Genomic DNA, 19,777 nt, shown 5'->3' with positions numbered 1-19,777 from the left:
CCGGGGCCGGTCGTCCGGCCCCGACCGGCCTCACCAGTCCGTCGGCGCGTAGTCCTTGAGGAAGACGCCGAAGAGGTCCTCGCCGTCCTCGCCGCGCACGATCGGGTCGTAGACCCGCGCCGCGCCGTCGACCAGGTCCAGCGGGGCGTGGAAGCCCGCCTCGGCCAGCCGGATCTTGTCCGGGTGCGGCCGCTCGTCGGTGATCCAGCCGGTGTCGACGCTGGTCATCAGGATGCCGTCGGACTCGAACATCTCGCGCGCGCTGGTGCGGGTCAGCATGTTCAGCGCGGCCTTGGCCATGTTGGTGTGCGGGTGGCCCGCGCCCTTGTAGCCGCGGCTGAACTTGCCCTCCATCGCGGAGACGTTCACCACGTACTTGCGCCGCGCGGACGAGCCGGCCAGCGCCGCGCGCAACCGGCTGACCAGGATGAACGGCGCCGTCTCATTGCACAGCTGCACTTCGAGCAGCTCCACCGGGTCGACCTCGTCCACCCGCTGGATCCAGGTGTTGGTCGGGGCCAGGTCCGGCACCAGACCACCCGCGTCGATCGCGGTGCCGGCCTCGATCCGGGCGAGCGAGGCGGAACCGGTGGTCAGCGCCAGGGCCGCCACGTCGTCCGCGGTCAGCCCGCCCGCCCGGGGCGTGGCCGGGCCGGGCAGCGCGGCCTGCGCGCCGCTGCCGAAGGCGCCGAAGACCACCGACTCGGGCAGCTCCCCGGCGGGCAGCGGCGCCGACTCGCCGGCGACCAGCTCGGCGTAGGCCTGCGGGGAGCGGCGCACGGTCTGGGCCGCGTTGTTGATCAGGATGTCCAGCGGACCGGCCGCGCTGACCGAGTCGGCCAGCGCGACCACCTGGGCCGGGTCACGCAGGTCGATGCCGACGATCTTGAGCCGGTGCAGCCAGTCGGCGCTGTCCGGCATCGCCTTGAAGCGGCGGACGGCGTCGTTGGGGAAGCGGGTGGTGATGGTGGTGTGCGCGCCGTCACGCAGCAGCCGCAGCGCGATATACATCCCGATCTTGGCACGGCCGCCGGTCAGCAGCGCCCGCCGCCCGGTGAGGTCGGTGCGGGCGTCGCGCCGGGCCCGGTTCTCCTTGGCGCAGGGCTGGCACAGCTGGTGGTAGAAGGCGTCGACCTCGACGTACCGGCCCTTGCAGGTGTAGCAGGAGCGCGGCCGCTCCAGAATGCCGGCGATCTCCGTCGTGACCGAGCTGGTCAGCGCGCGGCCCAGCGTCTCGTCGTCGATCCGGTCCGCGGCGCCGGTCGCGGTCGCCTCGGTGACCGCCCGGTCGTGCGCTGTCTTGGCGGCGCGTCGCTCCTGGCGGCGGCGCTGCTTCACCATCCGGTAGATGCGGGAGGTGGCGCGCCGCACCGTTATCGCGTCGGGGTGGTCCAGCGGCAGCTGGTCCAGTTCGGCCAGCACACTGAGACAGACCGCCATCCGCTCCGGGTCGACGCCCTCCATCTCGGCGGCGTCCGCCCACTCGGCCGGGCCGCCTTCCGTCACCGTCATCGCCACAGCCGCTTTCATGTTCGAGTCTTCAAGGAACCTCGGGAAGCGTATGTAAGGGCGAGCCGGTTCACCAACTTTTGTGGCCCTCGCCTCAGCGCCACGCCCGCGCTCCGACAGCAGGACTGAGCACAACGGACTCCTCTGCCTCACGGCTGCGGACGCACTCCGGCCCCGTACGGACCGGCGAGTGAGCCGAAGGGCGCGCGGCTGCCGAAAGGGAGAGCGCGCGGAGCCTGTGAGGAACGAGCAGGCGAGCACGGTCGAGTGTCGGCAGTCGCTTAAGGCGCCCGGAGGCGAACCGAGCCTTGAAAAAAGGGGGGCGCCTATTCGGGCTTGCGGTAGGCGTACGCGGGCGGGGTGGCGGCCGCCGTGGTCGGGTCCGGATCGATCAGGCTGCGCAGCAGCGCGTGGTCCGGGGAGAGCGCGCAGGCCGGGTCGGTGCGGTTGGGGTCGCCGGTGAGGGCGTACGCCTGGCAGCGGCAGCCGCCGTGATCCTGCTCACGGCGGGGGCAGCCGCGGCACGGCGCGGCCATCCAGTCGGTGCCCCGGTAGAGGTTGAAGGCGGTGGAGTGGTCCCAGATCCAGTCCAGCGGGTGGTCGCGGATGTTGGGCGGGTCCAGTCCGGGCAGGGTGGCGGCGGCGGGGCAGGGCAGCACCCGGCCGTCGGGGGCGACGGTGAGCGAGACCGCGCCCCAGCCGCCCATGCAGGGCTTGGGCTCGCCGTCGAAGTAGTCGGGCACCACCCACACCAGGTCGAGCCGGCCGGCCAGCCGCGCCCGGCATCGGTCGACGTCCTCCCGGGCTCGCGCGAGCTGCTCGCGGGTGGGCAGCAGGGCCGGCCGGTTGCGCAGCGCCCATCCGTAGAACTGGGTGTTGGCGAGCTCGATCCGGTCCACTCCCCAGTCCAGGCCCAGCGCGACGATGGCGTCGACGGCGTCCAGGTTGCCGCGGTGCAGGACCACGTTGAGGCCCAGCGGCAGACCGGCCTCCCGCACGGCGGCGGCCGCCTCCTCCTTCTCCACGAAGGAGGAGCGGCGCCCGGCGATGCGGTCCGAGGCGGCCGGGTCGGCGTGCTGCACGGACAGCTGGACGGCGCGCAGCCCGGCGTCGCAGAGCGGGCCGAGCCGGTCCCGGCTGAGTCCGGTGCCGCTGGTGACCAGCTGGGTGTAGATCCCGGCGCGCTCCGCGGCGGCGACGATCTCCACCAGGTCGGGGCGGAGCAGTGGTTCGCCGCCGGAGAGATGGGTGTGCACCACCCCGAACGCCCCCGCCTGCCGCATGACGTCCACCCACTGCGCGGTGGACAGCTCGCGGGAGCGGCGGACCAGGTCCAGCGGGTTGGAGCAGTACGGGCAGTGCAGCGGGCAGCCGTGGGTGAGCTCGGCGAGCATCGCCCAGGGTCGGTCCCAGCCGGCGCTCATCGCAGCAGTCCCTGGGCGCGCAGCCGGTCCAGGAAGGCGGGCACCTCGCCCGCGACCGGGGCGCCGGGGTGGCGGGCGGCCAGTTCGGCGACGATGGCCGCGACCTCGCGGACGCCGTCGCACAGGCGCAACACGCTGCCGGCGCTGCCGTGCAGCACCACGACGCGCTCGGGCAGCACCAGCAGTTCGGCCCCGCGCACCGGGTCGTGGCGGAGGAGGACGGCGGGCGGTAGGACGGGCCGCCATGGCGCGGCGTCGGTGAGCGGGGCCGTCACGGCTCCCCCTCCCCCGGGCGGTCGGCCCCGGAGCCGGCGCCGACCACGGCCGGGGCCCCGACGCCGACCAGCGCGCCGACCTCGGCCGGGGCCCCGACGCAGGCCGGGGCGCCGCCCGTGGGCCGGGCCCCGGTTCCGGTGTGCTGCACCGCGTCCAGCAGCGCCCAGAGCACCTCGCACTTGAAGGTCAGCGCCGCCAGCGCGCGCTCCTGCTGGGCGGGGGTGCGGGCCCAGCGCAGCACCAGGTCGAGCGCCTCGCGGCTGTCCCGGCGGCCCTGGGCGACGCGATCGCGGAAGTAGCGCAGCCCCGCGCGGTCGATCCAGGGGTAGTGGCGTTCGAAGGCGTCGACGCGGGTACGCATGAGGTCCGGGGCGGACAGCTCGGTGAGCGAGGCGGCGACGGCCTCCAGGGGGCTGCCGAGGCGACAGAAGTCGACATATCCCCCGACGGCGAGGCGGACGCCGGGCGCCACCTCCGCCCCGGACAGCAGCCGGTCCCGCTCCACGCCCGCGGCCTCGCCGAGCCGCAGCCAGCGCTCGATGCCTCCCTCTCCCTCGACCGTGCCGTCGTGGTCCCGGATCCGGCGCACCCACATCCGGCGCAGCGCGGGCGCCTCCAGCTTGGCGGTGATCAGCGCGTCCTTCACCGGGAGGTGACGCTGGTAGTGGAAGCGGTTGAGGATCCAGCGGCGCAGCTCGGCGGGGCTGAGCTCGCCCTGGTGCATCCGTACGTTGAAGGGGTGCCGGTCGTGGTAGTGCTCCCGCGCGACGGCGCGGAGCCGCTCCTCGAAGCCGATGCTCATGTCGTCTCCCAGGTCCTCTCCGCGGTCGTCTCCCCGGTCCTCTCCGCACTCGCCGGGCGCCGCGGGCGCGCCGGGCGCGGCGCGGTGGCGGCGCCGGCGGCGTCCGCGGCCCGGCGGCCTCGCGCGCTCACAGTTCGATCACCATCCCGTCGGCGGCCACCTCGATGCCCTGGGACTCCAGCCGCTTGTGCTGGGGCGCGGTCGGGTCGGTGAGGGGATTGGTGTTGTTGAGGTGGGTGTACAACCGGCGGCCCGGCAGTCGCGCGAGCCGCCGCGCGGTGCCGTCCGGCCCGTCGATGGGCAGATGTCCCATGGCGCTGGCGGTGCGGGTGGAGAAGCCGCGGTTCAGGGGCTCCTCCTCGGCCCAGAAGGTGCCGTCGACGATGACGCAGTCGGCCTCGGCGGCGGCGTCCTGGAAGGCGTCCGGCCAGGCGGCGAGGGCGGGGGCGTAGACCAGGGAGCGGCCGGTGGTGTGGTCGTGCAGGCGCAGGGCCACCACCCAGCCGTCGTCCCCACCCCGGGCGGTGGGGACGTCCGCGGCGTAGCGGGGGCGCTTCGCGGAGACGGGGATCGCGCTGACCGCGAGCGGGGAGTCGACGGCCAGCGAGCTGTCGCGGCCGCCGATCCGCCGCCAGTCGAGCCGCAGGTAGGGGGTCAGCGCCGCGCCGAGCCGCAGCCCGTCCAGCAGGGCGGTGCGGACCTGCGCGGTGCACAGGATCCGCATCGAGTCCGCCTCGCGCAGCCGGGCGAGCCCCAGCGTGTGGTCGAGTTCGGCGTCGGTGAGGAGTACCCCGGCGACCGGGGTCTGCCGGGGGCCGGGGCCGGGGCGCAGCTCGGGGAAGTCCTCGATCTGGTCGCCGATGTCGGGGGTGGCGTTGATCAGGTACCAGCGGCCTTCCGCCGCCTGGACGGCGAGCGAGGCGTGGCGGCGGCGCCGGCGCGGATGGGCGCGCGCCCCGGAGCAACCGGGGCACGCGCAGTTCCACTGGGGAAGGCCGCCGCCCGCCGCGGTGCCGAGCACGCGCAGCAGCATGGCGGGGTCAGCGCTTGGTGAGGGAGTAGGCGGTGACCTCCAGCGCGGTCTCGATGACCACGAAGTCGGGGGTCTGCCAGACGGTCTCCGCGGGGCCCGGCTGCGGGGCCTGCTCGGGGTGCTGCTCCGGTTCGTTCATGAGCCGTACCTGCCTTCCTGTGTCGGGGGGTGTGAGCGGGCGGAAGCGCATGCGTCGCTCGCGTTCCGCGCTCGGGCGAAGGTCATGTCGTCGGCTGGTGGTGCCAGGATGGCGGGGGCCGAAGGGGTCCGTGAAGACCGAGTTCGGCGCTCCCGAGGGGCGGGACGGGCGGACAGGGGCGGTGGGGCGGGCGAGTCGCCGACGGATCCCGGCCCCGTGACCGGGCGCCGACAGCTCAACGCCACGCTAGCCACGCGCGTTACCGCAGGCCACCGGAGGGCGGCCGAACGCGCGAGCCCCGCCGAGGGCCGTCGCCCCCCCGCGGCGCCGGCATGGCCTGTACCCGTCCTTGACGGGGTGGCGATCGCTGCGTTCCACGTGCGGGGAGCGCCCTGTCGAACGTCCTCCGGGGAGACCGCCGTAGCCCACACCTCTTTTGGAGGAGGACACCCCCGCGGCCGGCGCCGCCGCCCACCGCCGTGACGAGCGGCTGTGGCGGATCCCGCTCGCCGGCATGGAGACCGGCGGCCCCCCGGGCGTACTACACCGGGCGGTACGGCCGGCGGCGCACCGCGCCGGCCCGTTGGGGACCGGCGAGCGAGCCGAGCGGCGTGCGGCTGTCGAGCGTGGGGAGCCAGGTGTCCACGTCGGTGGCCGGGGCCAGCGCCGTCGCCAACCGGTCCACGGCGTCGGCGAGGCCGCGTGCCGCCTGCGGGTCCAGTGCCGCGGCGCCGTCCGGGCCGACGGCGAGCAGCCGGTCGAGCACGAAGTAGCCGCGCAGCACGGCGTCGGTGCCCAGCGCGGTCAGCACCGGGCGCAACGCGTAGTCGATCGCCAGGACATGGGCGGTGCTGCCGCCGGTGGCCAGCGGCAGCACCGTCTTGCCGGTCAGCGCCCGCTGCGGCAGCAGGTCGAGCAGCACCTTGAGCAGCCCGCTGTAGGCGGCCTTGTAGACGGGGGTCGCGACCACGAGCGCGTCCGCCCGGGCGACCGCGTCGACCACGTCCCGTATCGCCGGGTCGGCGGTGTCCGCCGCCAACAGCGGGCCGGCGGGCAGCTCGCGGACGGCGACGGTGCGCACGGTGTGCCCGGCCCCGTGCAGCCGTGCCTCGACGGACCGCAGCAGGGCGGCGGTGCGCGACGAGCGGGACGGGCTGCCGGAGAGGGCGAGGACACGAGCCATGGGGTGCTCCTTGCGGGGTGGGCGGCGCGGGGGACGGGTGCCGCGGGGGACGGGCCGTCGCCGGGAGGCGTGGGGAGGCGGTGGCGTGGGTGGCGCGGTGGCGTGGAGGCGCCGTGGCGTGGAGGGGCGTACGGCCTCGGCGGCCGGGCGCGGCCTACGGAAGAGCGGCCGCTCGGGCAGTGGCGGCGTACGCGCGGGAGGCGCCGTGGCCGAGGGGCCCTACGGTGAACGCAGTCAGCGACCGGTGTGACAGATGGCAGCCGCGACGCGCAGGAGGTCGACGCAGCGGCGGCGGGTCAGGGACTGCTGGTGCATGCGCCGATGCAAGCACGCCGATTTCGCGATCGTCAACGGCGGCTCTCACCATCCGAGACGATCGGATGTCCACCGCGCAGCGCCCCTCGGGCACCGTGAACGGGAGCTGCCGCCGTGTCACACTCGGTGTGAGGACCGGACGACGGACGGGAGTCGCGTGGACGCGGAGGAGCGTGAGCAAGCGCGGGCCCGGGCCCGCCAGGAGACCGACCACCTGACCGCGGAGGGCGTCCGCGGCGCCGCCCTCACCTGGGTGGACAACGCCGGGCTGGTCCGGGTGAAGGCCGTGCCCACGACGCGGCTGCCACAGGCGGCGAGCCGCGGGGTGGGCATGTCGCCGGTCTTCGACGTCTATCTGGTGGACGACTCGATGACCACCAGCCCCCATGTCGGCGGCCCGGACGGTGATCTGCGGCTCTTCCCCGACCTGGAGCGGCTGACGGTGCTGGCCGCCCAGCCCGGCTGGGCCTGGGCCCCGGTGGACCGCTACGACCAGCAGGGCCGAGCGCATCCGGTGTGTCAGCGGCTGTTCGCGCGGCGCATGGTCGAGCGCGCCCGGGAACGGGGCCTGGAGCCGCGAATGGGGTTCGAGACCGAGTGGGTGGTGGCCCACGCGGGCGGCCCCGAGCCGGCGCCCGAGCGGGCGTCGGTCCCCGGGCCGCGGCGGGGCGCGGTCGGGGAGCCCGGGGCGGAGCCCCGCTACGCCGGCACCGGCCCCGCCTACGGCATGGCCCGCGTGGTCGAGCTGTCCGACTATCTCGCCGGGGTGCTGGACGCCCTGCACGCCCAGCGGATCGACGTGCTCCAGGTCCATCCCGAGTACGCGCCGGGCCAGTTCGAGGTCTCCGTCGCCCCGGCCGATCCGGTCGGCGCGGCCGATCTCGCGGTGCTGGTGCGGGAGACCATCCGGGCGGTCTCGGCCCGGCACGGGCTGGCCGCCTCGTTCGCCCCCGCCGTCGAGGTGGGCTCGGTCGGCAACGGCGGCCATCTGCACCTCAGTCTCTGGCAGGAGGGGCGCAACCTGTGCCGGGGCGGGGACGGGCCGTACGGGATGACCGCGGTCTGCGCGGCGTTCCTGGCCGGTGTGCTGCGCGAGCTGCCCGCCCTGCTGGCGATCGGCGCGCCCAGCCCGGCGAGTTACCTCCGGCTGGAACCCTCGCGCTGGGCCGGGGTGTTCCAGTGCTGGGGGCTGGAGAACCGGGAGGCGGCGCTGCGCTTCGTCACCGGCGCCCCGGACGACCCCGGCGCGGCCAACGCCGAGGTCAAGTGCTTCGACGCGGCGGCCAACCCGTATCTGGTGGTGGGCGCGGTGATCGCGGCGGGGCTGGCCGGGGTCGACGCCGGGCTCTCGCTGCCCGCACCGGTCGCCGGCGACCCCGCCCAGGCCGGCACCGAGGCCCGACTGCCCACCTCGCTGGCCGAGGCGCTGGACTGCTTCGAGCGCTCGGCGGTGCTGCGCGAGGCGCTGGGGGAGCCGCTCTTCACGTCCGTCGCCGCCGTGCGCCGGGCGGAGGTGGCGCTGCTCGAGGGGGCCACCCCGGAGGAGATCGTCTCCGCGACCCGCTGGCGGTACTGACATGGCCTCGGCACCGGACCCGGAGGCGTTCCCCCTGCCGCCGCTGGTGGACCACCACTGCCATGGCGTGGTCCGCGCCGACCTCGACGCGGCCGCGTTCGAGGCGCTGCTCACCGAGTCGGACGCGCCGGCCGCGCCGGGCACCAGCTTCTTCGACACCCAGGCCGGTTTCGCGGTGCGACGCTGGTGTCCGCCGCTGCTCGGACTCGAACCGCACTGCCCTCCCGAGCGCTATCTGGCGCGGCGGCGGGAGTTGGGGGCCGTCGAGGCCACCTCGCGGCTGCTGGGCGGGCTGGGCATCGGCGCGTTCCTGGTGGACACCGGGCTGCCGGGCGAGCTGACCACTCCGGGGGAGCTCGCGGCCGCCGCCGGCTCCGCGACCGCCCACGAGGTGGTGCGGCTGGAGCAGTTGGCGGAGCGGGTCGCCGACGACGCCCGCACCACCCACGCCTTCGTCGCCGACCTCGGCGAGGCGGTCCGTGCGGCGGCCCGTTCCGCGATCGCCTTCAAGTCGGTCGTCGGCTACCGCCATGGACTGGACTTCGCACCCGGTCCGCCCGGGGAGACGGAGGTGTTGGCGGCGGCCGCCTGGTGGCTCACCGAGCGCCCCGCCGGCGGCCGGCTCGCCGATCCGGTGCTGCTGCGCCATCTGCTGTGGTCCGCGGTCGCCACCGGTCTGCCGCTGCAACTGCACACCGGGTTCGGCGACCCGGACCTCTCGCTGCACCGCTGCGACCCGCTGCTGCTGACCGACTTCATCCGGGCGGTAGGCCCCACCGGCGCCCCGCTCGTCCTGCTGCACGGCTACCCGTACCACCGGAACGCGGCGTACCTCGCGGCCATGTACCCCCATGTGCACGCCGACGTCGGGCTGGCGCTGACCCACAGCGGGGCGCGCGCCGAGGCCGTGCTGGGCGAGGTGCTGGAGCTGGCCCCGTTCGGCAAGGTGCTGTTCTCCACCGACGCCTACGGGCTGCCGGAGCTGTACACGGTGGGCGTGCGGCTGTTCCGGGAGGCCCTGGCCACCCTGGTGGCGCGCTGGGTGACCAGCGGCGCCTGGGCCCGGGACGACGCGGCGCGCGTCGCGGCGCTGATCGCGGCGGACAACGCGCGGCGGGTGTACGGGCTTCCGGCGCCGTAGCCGCGGGGCGGTCCGACCAGGGGGAACCGGTGGGCGGCCGATCCCGAGGGGCCGCCGCGTCCCCGGCTCCCGGTGGGCGGCCCCTCGGGTAGCGTTCGTGCGGACCCCTGACCCGTCGCCCGAGGTGGAGCGCATGCACGTATCCGGATCGACCGTCCTCATCACCGGCGCCACCGGCGGTCTCGGGCGGACCCTCGCCCGGGCCTTCGCCTCCAGGGGCGCCGACCTGCTGTTGACCGGGCGGCGCGCCGAGCCCCTCCGGAAGCTGGCCGACTCCGTCGGCGGGCGGGCGATCGTGGCCGACCTGAACGACCGCGAGGACCTGGCCCGCCTCGCCGAGGAGGCCGCCGGCGTCGACATCCTCATCGCCAACGCGGCCCAGTCCTCCAGCGGTCCGGTGCTGGAGAGCCCGCTCGCGGACATCGACCGGTCGCTGGAGGTGAACCTCAGGGCGCCGATCGCGCTCGCCCGGATGCTGGGGCCGGGCATGGTGGAGGCGCGGCGCGGCCACATCGTGCTGGTCGGCTCGCTGTCCGGCCGCACCGCCTCCCCCGGCGCGGCGCTCTACAACGCCACGAAGTTCGGGCTGCGCGGCTTCGCCCACGCCCTGCGGCAGGAACTCCACGGCTCGGGCGTGGGCGTGTCGATCGTGCAGCCCGGGTTCGTCCGGGACGTCGGCATGTTCGCCGACTCGGGCGCCACGCTGCCGCCAGGGGTGCGCACGGTCTCCCCGGGCCAGGTGGCGGCGGCCACGATCCGTGCCGTCGAGCGCGACCGCGGCGAGGTCACCATCGCGCCGTTGGAGCTGCGGTTGAGCGGCGTGATCGGCGGGCTGTTCCCGGGGGTGGCCGGGGCGGTGCAACGCCGGGTGGGCGCCCGTACCATGCGCGAGATGGCGGAGGCGCGGCGCTCCGGCGACGGCGACGGCTCCACCGCCGACTGAGGCCCCGGCGCCGGCTGAAGTATCGGTGCCGGCTGAGGTGTCGGTGCCGGCTGAGGTATCGGTGCCGGCTGAGGCTCCGCCGCAGTCGAGGGCTCCCCCGGCGGCAATCGCTCCACCGCCGGCGGCGGCTCCAGCGGCGGGTTCAGCGGGACGGTCCGGGGCCGGGCGTACGGTTCCGCGGTGCGGCCAGGGGCTCCGCTGCCCGGCCTCCCGGAAACGATCCGGAAATACGGGCGACGGCCAACGATACGTGCGGAACACGCGGGGGCATGGCAAGAATGTGCCCAGACATCGCGCGACCGGGGGGCGGTCGCGCGCGGCGTACCGCGCCGTCGTCGGGTGACCGGCGTTGAGGAGCGAGGGAGCGGGCCTATGCGTGCGGTGGTCTTCGATGCGTTCGGGCGCAGGCCGGTGGTCCGGGAGGTCCCGGATCCCGCTCCCGCCCGCGGCGGCGCGGTCATCCGGGTCGAGGCGACCGGGCTGTGTCGCAGCGACTGGCACGGCTGGATGGGACACGACCCGGAGATCCGGCTGCCGCACGTCCCCGGCCACGAACTGGCCGGGGTCGTCGAGGCGGTGGGCCCCGACGTCGCCAACTGGCGGCCGGGTCAGCGGGTCACCGTGCCCTTCGTCTGCGCCTGCGGTCGGTGTGGAGCCTGCGCCGAGGGCGCGCAGCAGGTGTGCGAGCGACAGTCACAGCCCGGTTTCACCCACTGGGGGTCGTTCGCGGAGTACGTCCCGATCGAGAACGCCGACATCAATCTCGTCGGCATCCGCGAGGAGTTGTCCTTCACCACCGCCGCCGGCCTCGGCTGCCGCTTCGCCACCGCGTTCCGCGCCGTGGTGGCGCAGGGCCAGGTCACACCGGGCGAGTGGGTGGCGGTGTACGGCTGCGGCGGTGTGGGCCTCTCGGCCGTCATGATCGCCGCGGCGGCGGGGGCGCGGGTGGTCGCGGTCGACATCTCGCCCCACGCGCTCGACCTGGCCCGGCGGTTCGGCGCGGCGCAGTGCATCGACGCCTCCTCGGTGCTGGGCTCCGTGGCGGAGGCCGTCCAGGACGCCACCGGCGGTGGCGCCCACCTCTCCCTCGACGCCCTGGGCTCCCCGCGGACCTGCGCCGCGTCCATCAACAGCCTGCGCAGGCATGGCCGCCACGTCCAGGTCGGCCTGCTCCCGCCGGCCGCCGGGAACCCGATGCTCCCGATGGACCGGGTGATCGCCCTGGAACTCCGGTTGCTCGGCAGCCACGGCATGGCGGCACACGCCTACCCGCCGATGATGGAGATGGTCAAGGCGAAGGTGCTGCGCCCCGACCTGCTGGTGACCCACACCATCGGCCTCGACCAGGCCCCGGAGGCGCTGGTCGGCCTGGCGGCCCGGGGCGGCACGGGCGTCACCGTCATCGAGCCCCATCTCCGCCAGCCGCTCGCGGGGTGACGGCCCGGCGGCCTCTCCCACGCCCGGGATGCCGGGGGGGGAGGCCGCGGAACGCCGGTCGGCCCGCGCGGGGAGCCCCGGGGTGTCGTCGGCCGCACCGACGGCGCCCGCCGGGCGGCCGCTCGCTAGCCGGCGAGCTGGGCCTCGATCGCGGCCACCAGTTCGGGGGCCTCCGGCTCGGTGCGCGGGCGGAACCGGCCGACGACCTCGCCGCGCGGGGAGACCAGGAACTTCTCGAAGTTCCACTGGACGTCGCCGGCCTCGCCGGTCGCGTCCGGGGTGCGGGTCAGCTCGGTGTAGAGGGGGTGTCGGTCCTCGCCGTTGACGTCGAGCTTCTCCAGGAGGGGGAAGGTGACGCCATAGGTGGTGGAGCAGAAGGTCTGGATCTCCTCATCCGTCCCCGGCTCCTGCCCGGCGAACTGGTTGCAGGGCACGCCCAGGACGGTGAAGCCGCGCTCCACGTACCGCCGCTGGAGCCGCTCCAGGCCCTCGTACTGCGGGGTCAGCCCGCACTTGGAGGCCACGTTGACCAGGAGCACGGCCTTGTCCCGGTGCGCGCCGAGCGTGGTCGGCTCGCCGGAGAGGGTGCGCAGGGGGATGTCGTACAGGCTCATCGTCGTCAGACCCGCTTTCGTCGGTCGTCGCTTCCGGACCCCAGTCAACCACCCCGCGACGCACCGGTCATGGCCGCTCCACCTGACCTTTCACCCGCTCCACCCCCACCGTTCCCGGTAACATCATGTGGTCGGCAGTGTTCGGACCGCGACCGAAGGCCGAGGTGTATGACCGCGGTGTACGAGGTGGAGGACGCACCCGGCCGGGCGCCCGTGGTGGTCGTGCTGACCGCGCTGCCCCTGGAGTACGCGGCGGTCAGCGCGTATCTGGAGGATCTGCGGCCGTGTGCGCACCGGGCCGGCACCCTCTTCGAGCTCGGCACCGTGCCCGGCACCGCGTGGCGGGTCGCGCTGGCCGAGATCGGCACGGGGGCGCAGGGCGCGGCGGTGATCACGGAGCGGGCGGCGGCCCTGTTCCGGCCGCGGGCGGTGCTGTTCGTCGGGGTGGCCGGAGGGCTGCGGGAGGACATCGCCGTCGGCGATGTCGTCGTGGCGACCAAGGTGCACGCCTACCAGGGCGGGCGGGAGTCGGACGAGGGCTTCCAGGCGCGGCCGTCGGGCTATCTGGCGCCCCATCATCTGGAGCAGCGGGTCCGTCGGCTGCACCGGACCGGCTCCTGGGTCGGGCTGCTGCCGGCCGCCGCCCGGAAGCGCCCGCCGCGGGTGCATCTGGAGCCGATCGCGGCGGGCGACGTGGTGCTGCGGTCCGTCTCCTCGGCGCTCGCGCGGCGGTTGCGCGGCAGCTACAACGACGCGGTCGCCGTGGAGACGGAGGGGGCCGGGGTGGTCCACGCGGCCCATCTCAACCACGCGCTCTCCGCGCTGATCGTGCGCGGCATCAGCGATCGGGTGGACGGGGGCGAGCGGACGGCGGACGCCGCCGACGCCCGGCCGATGGCGTCCCGGCAGGCCGCCGCCCGGCACGCCGCCGCCCTGGCCGTCGCCCTGGTCCGCGAGCTCGCCCTGGAGCCCGCTCCCGACGCCCTGCCCGGTGGCCTGTCCGACGATCTGGCCGGTGGCCTGTCCGACCCGTACGGAGACCCCGCAGGCCACCGGCCAGGCGACCGGCTCGGATACGCCGGGCGCACCCCGTCGGCTCTCGCGACGGCCGGCGGTGGCGACAGCGGAGTCGAGAACGGGAACGGCGGCGGAGCCGGGACCGAGGGCGGTAGCAGGCCGCGCGTGCTCCTCGGCGGAGAGTCCTACGTCCTGCACGAGGAGACCCGCGAGGAGCATCACTCCGCCGACGGCTCCCTGATCGAGCGGCAGTCCCTGGCCCTGCGCGGCGAGGGACCGCGGGCCTGCTACGTCTGGCTGCGCCAGGTCACGGCGGTCCGGGACACCCTCGGGGCGCGCGACGCCCGCCAGGCGCTGGCCCAGGAACGGGACGTGCTGCCCGCGTTGGGAGAGCGGGTGCCGGGGCTGCCCCGGCTGGACCGGTATGTGCCCGGTCGGGCGCCGGTGCTCACCGTCGTCTGGCCGCGCCAGGAGGTGACGGGGCATCCGTGCGAGACCCTGGCCGCCGCGTTCGACGCCGACGGCCGTCCCCTCGACCCGTGGCGCCGGTTCCGGCTGTTCACCGGGCTGGCGGCGCTCTGCGACACCCTGGCCGGCCTGCACGAGCTGGGCTTCAGCCATCGCCGCCTCGGCCCGGCCGGGATCGTGGTCCTCGGTGGTGGGCCGACGGCCACGCGCTTCGCCCTGCGCGACCTCGGGCTCGCCTGCCGGGTGCCCGCCGCGGGCGACACGGCGGCCGGTGAGAGCGCCGACGTCCACCGGTTGGCCGTCGTCTGCGCCCGCCTGGTCACCGGCCGCCCCGCCCCCGGCACATCCAGCCCCCTCCCCCACTCCCTCCCCCATGCCCTCCCTCGCGTCCTGCGCCGCGCGCTCGCCGCCGACCCCGCCGAGCGCCCGCACATCCGCACGCTGCAGGCCGCGCTGCGCCGGGCCGCGCATGAGGACCTCGGCTGAACGGGGACGACATCGACGAGCGCGACAGCGACCGCAGCGAGCGAACAGGGGGAACCATGGCGAGCGAGGAGGACGCGATGGCCGGCCGGCTGCTCATCGTGGAGTACGAGCAGGTGAAGGAGGAGCAACGGGCGCGGATCGGGTTCCGCGACAATCTGCTCTACGCGACACTCGCCTCCATGGCGGCCATCATCACCTTCACGCTCCAGAACGACGGCCACACCGAGTTGTTACTGCTCCTGCCGCCCGCCACCGTGCTCCTCGGCTGGACCTACCTGGTCAACGACGAGAAGATCTCGGCCATCGGACGCTATGTCCGCGAGGACCTCGGCCCGCGGCTCGCCGCCCTCGCCGGGGGCCAGCCCAGAGGGGTCTTCGGCTGGGAGACGGCGCACCGCAGCGACCGACGCCGGGTCTCCCGCAAGCGACTGCAACTCGCCGTCGATCTGCTGATCTTCTGCGCCGCGCCGGCCGCGTCCCTGATCGTCTACTGGGTCCAGGGCCCGGTCAATCCGGCGCTGCTCACGCTGTCGGTCCTGGAGGTGGCGTTGATCGTCCTGCTGGGGGTGCAGATAGCGCTCTACGCGGACCTTCGCGGCCCGTGACACCATGGTCGGCCCGTGTTCACAAGGGGGAGCTGTGCGGTTCGGTGAGAGTGGAGAGCGGGGCCCGGCGGCGGACGGGGATCGGGTCGACGTGGTCGTGCTGACCGCGCTGGGCGTGGAGTACCGGGCGGTGCGCGAACCGCTGCGGGGCCTGCGCACGGTCAGCGCCCGCGGCTCGTGGTTCGAGCTGGGCGGCTTCCGCGACGGCCCGGTGGAGCGGAGGGTCGCCATCCATATGACGGGTCCCGGGAATCCGCAGGCCGCGGTGTCGGCCGAGCGCTCGGTGGCCCTGTTCGCGCCGCGGGCGCTGCTGTTCGTCGGGGTGGCGGGGGGCCGCAAGGACGTGGCGCTGGGCGATGTGGTGGCCGCCGACGTGGTCTACGACTACGAGACGGGGAAGGACACCGAGGCGGGCTTCCTGCCCCGTCAGAAGACCCATCACTCCGCCTACTCCCTGGTGCAGTTGGCCCAGCTCGTCGCGGCCGACGGGACCTGGCGGCGACGGCTCCCGGGCGCGTCCGCCGACGGCCCACGGGCCCATGTCAAGCCGATCGCCGCGGGCGGGCGGGTGGTGGGGCACCAGCTGTCGGAGGTGGGCCGGCGGCTCGCCGGGAGCGCGGGCGACGCCGTGGCGGTCGACATGGAGGGCTTCGGCTTCCTGGCCGGCGCCCATGTGAACGAGGAGGTCCCGGCGCTGGTGGTCCGGGGGATCTCCGACCTGCTCGACGACAAGGGCGAGGCGCACGACGAGCGCTGGCAGCCGATCGCCTCCCACCATGCGGCCGCCTTCGCCTACGAGGTGATCAGTCGGCTGCCCGCGGCCGTCCCGGAGCCGGCGCCTCCGCACCCGGCGGCGGTCCGCACGACGGCCTCGGCGCCCGCGGCACCCCCCGTGGCGACCTCGGTGAGCACGGCGGCCCCGGTGGCCCCGGGGGCCCCGCCGACCTCTGCGACACCGGTGACGCCGGCGGCGCCGGTGTCCATGGCCGCCCCGTCCACCGCCCGCCGCACCCGCCCCGGTCGGCTGTCGGTCGCCGAACTCACCCTTCTGACCGACGGCCTGCTGGCCATCCGGGACCTGACCGCCCCCGCCACCTGGCAGCTGCTGCTGGACGCGCTGCCCACCATGGGCACCGCGGTGGGCCGGCACGGGGCGAGTCGGCCCGAGGCGCTGTCGCTGCTGCGCACCTGTGAGGACTACGGCGCCTGGGTCGAGCTCGTCGAAGGCGTGCTGCTCATCGCGCCGCGCTCCCCCGCGGCGGCCCGGTTCGCCGCACTGGTGACGGAGCTGGGACTGGGCTGAGCCCCGCCCCGAGGGTCTCCCCGGGACGGTCGGACGCCCGCACCATCCGCTGATGCAGCAGCGGTTGCTCCGCTTGTGTCTGTTCTGTACAGGTGACCCTGGCGCCCATGCCCTTCGAAGGCGGCCCGTTACAGTGGCCCTTGACGCGCCATCATGACGAAACACGGGGGAAGGCGGGTCATGTCTCTTACCGCACGAATATCCCGGCCGCGGGCGCTTGCCCAACCGCCTCGTCAGAGCGGGTTGACCGCCGTCCAGGGCACCGCCGGGCTCCCACTGATCGGTACGTCGCTGACACTGGTGCGCGATCCGCTGCCCTGGTGGCTCCAGCAGTACGCCCGCTACGGCCCGGTGACCTGGACGCGCGCGTTCGGCACCCGGCTGGTCATGCTCACCGGACCGGACGCCCTGGCCGAGGTGCTGACCAATCCGCACAAGGCGTATGCCAGCGGGGAGGGTTGGGAGTACTTCATCGGCCCGTTCTTCCATCGCGGGCTGATGCTGCTGGACTTCGCCGAGCACCTGGACCACCGACGCGTGATGCAGGGCGCGTTCACCCGCGACCGGCTCGCCGGGTATCTCACCGCACTCAACACGGGCATCGCCCAGGGGCTGGCCGGCTGGCGGCCGGGGCCCGACTTCCGGGTGCTGCCGGCGATGAAGCAGTTGACGCTGGACCTGGCCACCGAGGTGTTCCTGGGGTTGCGGCTGGGGGCCGAGGCGGACCGGGTGAGCCGCGCCTTCATCGACACGGTACGGGCCGGACCCGCGGTGATCCGGTTCCCGCTGCCGCTGAGCCGCTGGTCGGCCGGGCTGCGCGGACGCCGGACACTGGAGGACTTCTTCGCCCGCAAGCTGCCGGAGAAGCGGGCCGGGGACGGCGAGGACCTGTTCAGCGTGTTGTGTCGGCTGCGCACCGACGACGGGCTGCGCTTCACGGACGACGATGTGATAAATCACATGGTCTTCCTCCTGATGGCGGCCCACGACACCGTCAAGATCACTCTGACCGCGATGCTCTACTACCTGGCCAGACACCCGGAGTGGCAGGACCGGGCCCGGGAGGAGAGCCGGGCGGTGGGCACCCCGGTGCTGGGCTACGCGGACCTGGACCGACTGGTCGCGGTGGACCTGGTGATGAAGGAGGCCCTGCGACTCCACACCCCGGTGCCGGTGCTCATGCGCCGGGCGGTCCGGGACACCGAGCTGCTGGGGCACCATGTGGCGGCGGGCACCAGACTGGTACTCGGGCTGCACGCCACCCATCGGCTGTCCGAGTACTGGCCGGACCCGGAGCGCTTCGACCCTGGGCGGTTCGCCGAGGACCGACGCGAGGACAAGGTGCATCCGCTGGCCTGGGCGCCGTTCGGCGGCGGGGTGCACAAGTGCGTCGGCCAGCGGTTCGCGGGGCTCCAGATCAAGGCGGTGCTACACCAACTGCTGCTGCGCCACCGCTGGAGCGTGCCGCCGGGGTACACCATGCCGGTGGACATGAGCACCTTGCCGATCCCGCGGGACGGCCTTCCCGTACGGCTGGAGCGCACCTGAAGCAATGACTCCGTTTCGATGATCATCAAAGTTTGATAGATCGACTCGACGGAAAACGTTGCCCTCAGCACGAGTTAGCCTCTAGCCTGAGCTTCACTGTGCGAATCGAAGAAAAGTTCATTCCCGTCCAGAAGGTATCCACGGGGGAGAGTCCTGGATGAGCGACCTTGCCGCCCAGATCCTTAAGCACGTCTTCCGGTTCCGCCGCACGCAGAATCCGCAGGATCCGTGCGCCGAGAACCCCTGCGAGACATGCATCGACATTCACCGGGACAAGCTGGAGTACTTCCTCAGCCAGCAGTTACCGATCGAGTTCGTCATTCTCGCCTTCCCGGCCAAATCACCCAACCCCAACAAGGTCCTGGGCCATCTGCCCGACCACGGCGAGCGACTCGCCGTCGAATTCCTGCAGGCGTTCTGCGAGCAGATCAGCCACTTCCACGCCCCGGGCGCCCGGGTCCGAATAGCCTCCGACGGCCATGTGTTCGGCGACCTGGTGAGGGTTCCGGACGACACCATCGATGAATACCGCGCCGAGCTGGTCCGAATGATCGAGACCTCCGGCTGCGAGAACATCGATCTGTACTCGCTCGACGACGCCTTCCCGCCGGCCGATTACTCGCTGATGCGCGAGGAACTGACGTTCAAGTACGCGACGCCGCTGGAAGAGCTCCGCCGTCAGGTCAGCACCGACCAGAACTCCAAGTACCTGTTCAACGGCATCCACCGGTTCGTCTTCGAAGACCAGTCCGGGCTCCCCGAGAACGCCGGGCTCAGCCGCAACCGGATGCGGGAGCAGGCCAAGGGCACCGCCTACTCCGTGATCCAGCGCAGCGACGCCTGGAGCCGTCTGGTCGCCGAGCGCTTCCCGCGCTCCCTGCGTCTCTCCATCCACCCGCAGCAGTGCCACGCCGAGAAGATCGGCTTCCAGCTGCTGCAGACCTCGGAGAACTGGTTCACCCCCTGGCACTCCGTCGCCCTCGACGACGGCAGCGGCTTCCGCCTGGTGCGGAAGGAGACGGCCGAGGAGATGTCGGCCACCCTCGTCTGGCGCAACAAGCGGCCGAGCCACTACGTCGCCCCCGCACCCGGTTCCGTAGGAGTCAGCATCAATGCCGAACCCGTCCGATAGCGCTGTCACCGACCTCAAGCGCACCCCGCTCAGCCCCTTCGGCGTGCTCCTCGAATCGCCGGCCGGGGACGCCGATTTCCGCGATATCGCCCCGGAAACCCTCGGGCGGTGGACCGACGAGGCCAAGGTGGTCGTCCTCCGCGGCTTCAAGCTGCTGGAGAAGGAGGACTGGGTCGCCTATTGCGAGACCTGGGGCGAGATTCTGCAGTGGGACTTCGGAGCGGTCCTGGATCTGAACATCCAGGAGGACCCGAAGAACTATCTGTTCGCGCGCGGATCGGTGCCGTTCCACTGGGACGGGGCATTCGCCAAGGCCACCCCGCACTATTTCATGTTCCAGTGCCATGAGGCACCGGAGGCGGGTGGCGGGGAAACGGTCTTCTGCGATACCCGCCTGGTGTACCAGGATGCCAGCGAGGAACTTCGGCGGCGGTGGGAGGGCATCAACATCACCTACCGGACCGACAAGCTCGCGCACTACGGCGGAAAGGTGACCCGACCGCTCGTCGACATCCATCCGCAGTCCGGTGAGAAGGTGCTTCGGTACGCCGAGCCGCTGCCCGCGGACAAGTTCCTCAACCCGCTCTCCGTGGAACCGGAGGGAATTCCGGAGGCGGAACACGAGGCATTCATCGAGGAGATCCGGGACATCACCCACCGTCCGGAATACTGCTATGCGCACGGATGGCGGAGCGGCGACATTCTCATCGCCGAGAACCACTCCCTGATCCACGGCCGGAACGCCTTCGTCGGCGATTCCTCCCGGTGGTTGCAGCGCATCCAGATCCTCTAGTACGTCCAGCGACATCTGCCAGATGCACGGCCG

The 19,777-nt window shown here is 73.7% G+C and carries 18 protein-coding genes; 10 read left to right on the top strand and 8 right to left on the bottom strand.

Translation table 11 applies throughout. The features are described 5' to 3' along the window. Positions 1–30: 30 nt before the first annotated feature. The 7 genes from CD790_RS26575 to ssuE all read right to left on the bottom strand — a co-directional run bounded on the left by CD790_RS26575 (position 31) and on the right by ssuE (position 6,366). Positions 31–1,512, bottom strand: coding sequence for an SDR family NAD(P)-dependent oxidoreductase (locus CD790_RS26575; RefSeq protein ID WP_144386103.1), 1,482 nt, complete (start codon positions 1,510–1,512; stop codon positions 31–33). A gap of 323 nt (positions 1,513–1,835) precedes the next feature. Next, on the bottom strand, positions 1,836–2,933 hold the full coding sequence (gene pqqE / locus CD790_RS26570; RefSeq protein WP_144385890.1) for a pyrroloquinoline quinone biosynthesis protein PqqE: 1,098 nt from the start codon (positions 2,931–2,933) through the stop codon (positions 1,836–1,838). Then, the gene (pqqD, locus tag CD790_RS26565; protein WP_144385889.1) at positions 2,930–3,208 is read right to left on the bottom strand and encodes a pyrroloquinoline quinone biosynthesis peptide chaperone PqqD; all 279 of its coding nucleotides are present in this window, start codon (positions 3,206–3,208) and stop codon (positions 2,930–2,932) included. The genes pqqE and pqqD overlap by 4 nt, the downstream gene beginning before the upstream one ends. Continuing rightward, positions 3,205–4,011: a pyrroloquinoline-quinone synthase PqqC gene (gene pqqC, locus CD790_RS26560; protein ID WP_144385888.1), complete on the bottom strand. Its 807-nt coding sequence runs from the start codon at positions 4,009–4,011 to the stop codon at positions 3,205–3,207. Before pqqC ends, pqqD begins: the two co-directional genes overlap by 4 nt. Positions 4,012–4,138: 127 nt before the next feature. Beyond that, complete coding sequence (gene pqqB / locus CD790_RS26555) at positions 4,139–5,044, bottom strand: pyrroloquinoline quinone biosynthesis protein PqqB (RefSeq protein WP_144385887.1); 906 nt, start codon at positions 5,042–5,044, stop codon at positions 4,139–4,141. Positions 5,045–5,051: 7 nt separating this feature from the next. Beyond that, complete coding sequence (pqqA, locus tag CD790_RS26550; protein WP_144385886.1) at positions 5,052–5,183, bottom strand: pyrroloquinoline quinone precursor peptide PqqA; 132 nt, start codon at positions 5,181–5,183, stop codon at positions 5,052–5,054. Positions 5,184–5,724: 541 nt separating this feature from the next. Next, positions 5,725–6,366, bottom strand: a complete 642-nt coding sequence (ssuE, locus tag CD790_RS26545) for an NADPH-dependent FMN reductase (RefSeq protein WP_144385885.1) — start codon at positions 6,364–6,366, stop codon at positions 5,725–5,727. A gap of 472 nt (positions 6,367–6,838) precedes the next feature. On the opposite strand from ssuE, the gene CD790_RS26540 reads away from it, so the two are divergent. The 4 genes from CD790_RS26540 (at position 6,839) to CD790_RS26525 (ending at position 11,778) form a co-directional block, all read left to right on the top strand. After that, entirely contained in the window at positions 6,839–8,257 is a 1,419-nt protein-coding gene (locus tag CD790_RS26540; RefSeq protein WP_260867899.1) for a glutamine synthetase family protein, read from the top strand. A 1-nt stretch (position 8,258) separates the two neighbouring features. Then, a complete protein-coding gene (locus CD790_RS26535; protein WP_144385883.1) occupies positions 8,259–9,398 on the top strand; it encodes an amidohydrolase family protein in 1,140 nt (379 codons plus the stop codon). 133 nt (positions 9,399–9,531) lie between these two features. Beyond that, a complete protein-coding gene (locus CD790_RS26530; protein WP_144385882.1) occupies positions 9,532–10,341 on the top strand; it encodes an SDR family oxidoreductase in 810 nt (269 codons plus the stop codon). Positions 10,342–10,713: 372 nt separating this feature from the next. Further along, positions 10,714–11,778, top strand: coding sequence for a zinc-dependent alcohol dehydrogenase family protein (locus CD790_RS26525; RefSeq protein WP_144385881.1), 1,065 nt, complete (start codon positions 10,714–10,716; stop codon positions 11,776–11,778). Positions 11,779–11,903: 125 nt separating this feature from the next. Here CD790_RS26525 and CD790_RS26520 read toward each other — a convergent pair whose 3' ends face one another. Then, on the bottom strand, positions 11,904–12,392 hold the full coding sequence (locus tag CD790_RS26520) for a glutathione peroxidase (RefSeq protein WP_144385880.1): 489 nt from the start codon (positions 12,390–12,392) through the stop codon (positions 11,904–11,906). A 168-nt stretch (positions 12,393–12,560) separates the two neighbouring features. On the opposite strand from CD790_RS26520, the gene CD790_RS26515 reads away from it, so the two are divergent. From CD790_RS26515 to CD790_RS26490, 6 genes are all read left to right on the top strand, one after another. Further along, positions 12,561–14,363, top strand: a complete 1,803-nt coding sequence (locus CD790_RS26515) for a hypothetical protein (protein WP_186319251.1) — start codon at positions 12,561–12,563, stop codon at positions 14,361–14,363. Positions 14,364–14,419: 56 nt separating this feature from the next. Continuing rightward, on the top strand, positions 14,420–14,968 hold the full coding sequence (locus tag CD790_RS26510; protein WP_144385878.1) for a hypothetical protein: 549 nt from the start codon (positions 14,420–14,422) through the stop codon (positions 14,966–14,968). Positions 14,969–15,002: 34 nt separating this feature from the next. Then, entirely contained in the window at positions 15,003–16,271 is a 1,269-nt protein-coding gene (locus CD790_RS36660) for an effector-associated domain 2-containing protein (protein WP_186319250.1), read from the top strand. A gap of 243 nt (positions 16,272–16,514) precedes the next feature. Beyond that, positions 16,515–17,819, top strand: a complete 1,305-nt coding sequence (locus CD790_RS26500) for a cytochrome P450 (RefSeq protein WP_222108305.1) — start codon at positions 16,515–16,517, stop codon at positions 17,817–17,819. A gap of 157 nt (positions 17,820–17,976) precedes the next feature. Beyond that, a complete protein-coding gene (locus tag CD790_RS26495; RefSeq protein WP_144385875.1) occupies positions 17,977–18,951 on the top strand; it encodes an L-tyrosine/L-tryptophan isonitrile synthase family protein in 975 nt (324 codons plus the stop codon). Beyond that, entirely contained in the window at positions 18,932–19,744 is an 813-nt protein-coding gene (locus tag CD790_RS26490) for a TauD/TfdA family dioxygenase (protein ID WP_144385874.1), read from the top strand. Before CD790_RS26495 ends, CD790_RS26490 begins: the two co-directional genes overlap by 20 nt. Positions 19,745–19,777 lie beyond the last annotated feature (33 nt).

Source organism: Streptomyces sp. SAJ15 (assembly GCF_007595705.1).
Lineage (GTDB): Bacteria > Actinomycetota > Actinomycetes > Streptomycetales > Streptomycetaceae > Streptomyces.
The sequence above is the reverse complement of the archived record's forward strand: the minus strand, read 5'-3'. Positions and strand labels throughout refer to the sequence as shown.

Bases quoted from the DNA above. Each gene is read 5' to 3' on its own strand.
- CD790_RS26575 (WP_144386103.1), bottom strand. From the start codon at position 1,512: ATGACGGTGACGGAAGGCGGCCCGGCCGAGTGGGCGGACGCCGCCGAG.
- pqqE (WP_144385890.1), bottom strand. From the start codon at position 2,933: ATGAGCGCCGGCTGGGACCGACCCTGGGCGATGCTCGCCGAGCTCACC.
- pqqC (WP_144385888.1), bottom strand. From the start codon at position 4,011: ATGAGCATCGGCTTCGAGGAGCGGCTCCGCGCCGTCGCGCGGGAGCAC.
- pqqB (WP_144385887.1), bottom strand. From the start codon at position 5,044: ATGCTGCTGCGCGTGCTCGGCACCGCGGCGGGCGGCGGCCTTCCCCAG.
- pqqA (WP_144385886.1), bottom strand. From the start codon at position 5,183: ATGAACGAACCGGAGCAGCACCCCGAGCAGGCCCCGCAGCCGGGCCCC.
- ssuE (WP_144385885.1), bottom strand. From the start codon at position 6,366: ATGGCTCGTGTCCTCGCCCTCTCCGGCAGCCCGTCCCGCTCGTCGCGC.
- CD790_RS26535 (WP_144385883.1), top strand. From the start codon at position 8,259: ATGGCCTCGGCACCGGACCCGGAGGCGTTCCCCCTGCCGCCGCTGGTG.
- CD790_RS26530 (WP_144385882.1), top strand. From the start codon at position 9,532: ATGCACGTATCCGGATCGACCGTCCTCATCACCGGCGCCACCGGCGGT.
- CD790_RS26525 (WP_144385881.1), top strand. From the start codon at position 10,714: ATGCGTGCGGTGGTCTTCGATGCGTTCGGGCGCAGGCCGGTGGTCCGG.
- CD790_RS26520 (WP_144385880.1), bottom strand. From the start codon at position 12,392: ATGAGCCTGTACGACATCCCCCTGCGCACCCTCTCCGGCGAGCCGACC.
- CD790_RS26515 (WP_186319251.1), top strand. From the start codon at position 12,561: ATGACCGCGGTGTACGAGGTGGAGGACGCACCCGGCCGGGCGCCCGTG.
- CD790_RS26510 (WP_144385878.1), top strand. From the start codon at position 14,420: ATGGCGAGCGAGGAGGACGCGATGGCCGGCCGGCTGCTCATCGTGGAG.
- CD790_RS26495 (WP_144385875.1), top strand. From the start codon at position 17,977: ATGAGCGACCTTGCCGCCCAGATCCTTAAGCACGTCTTCCGGTTCCGC.
- CD790_RS26490 (WP_144385874.1), top strand. From the start codon at position 18,932: ATGCCGAACCCGTCCGATAGCGCTGTCACCGACCTCAAGCGCACCCCG.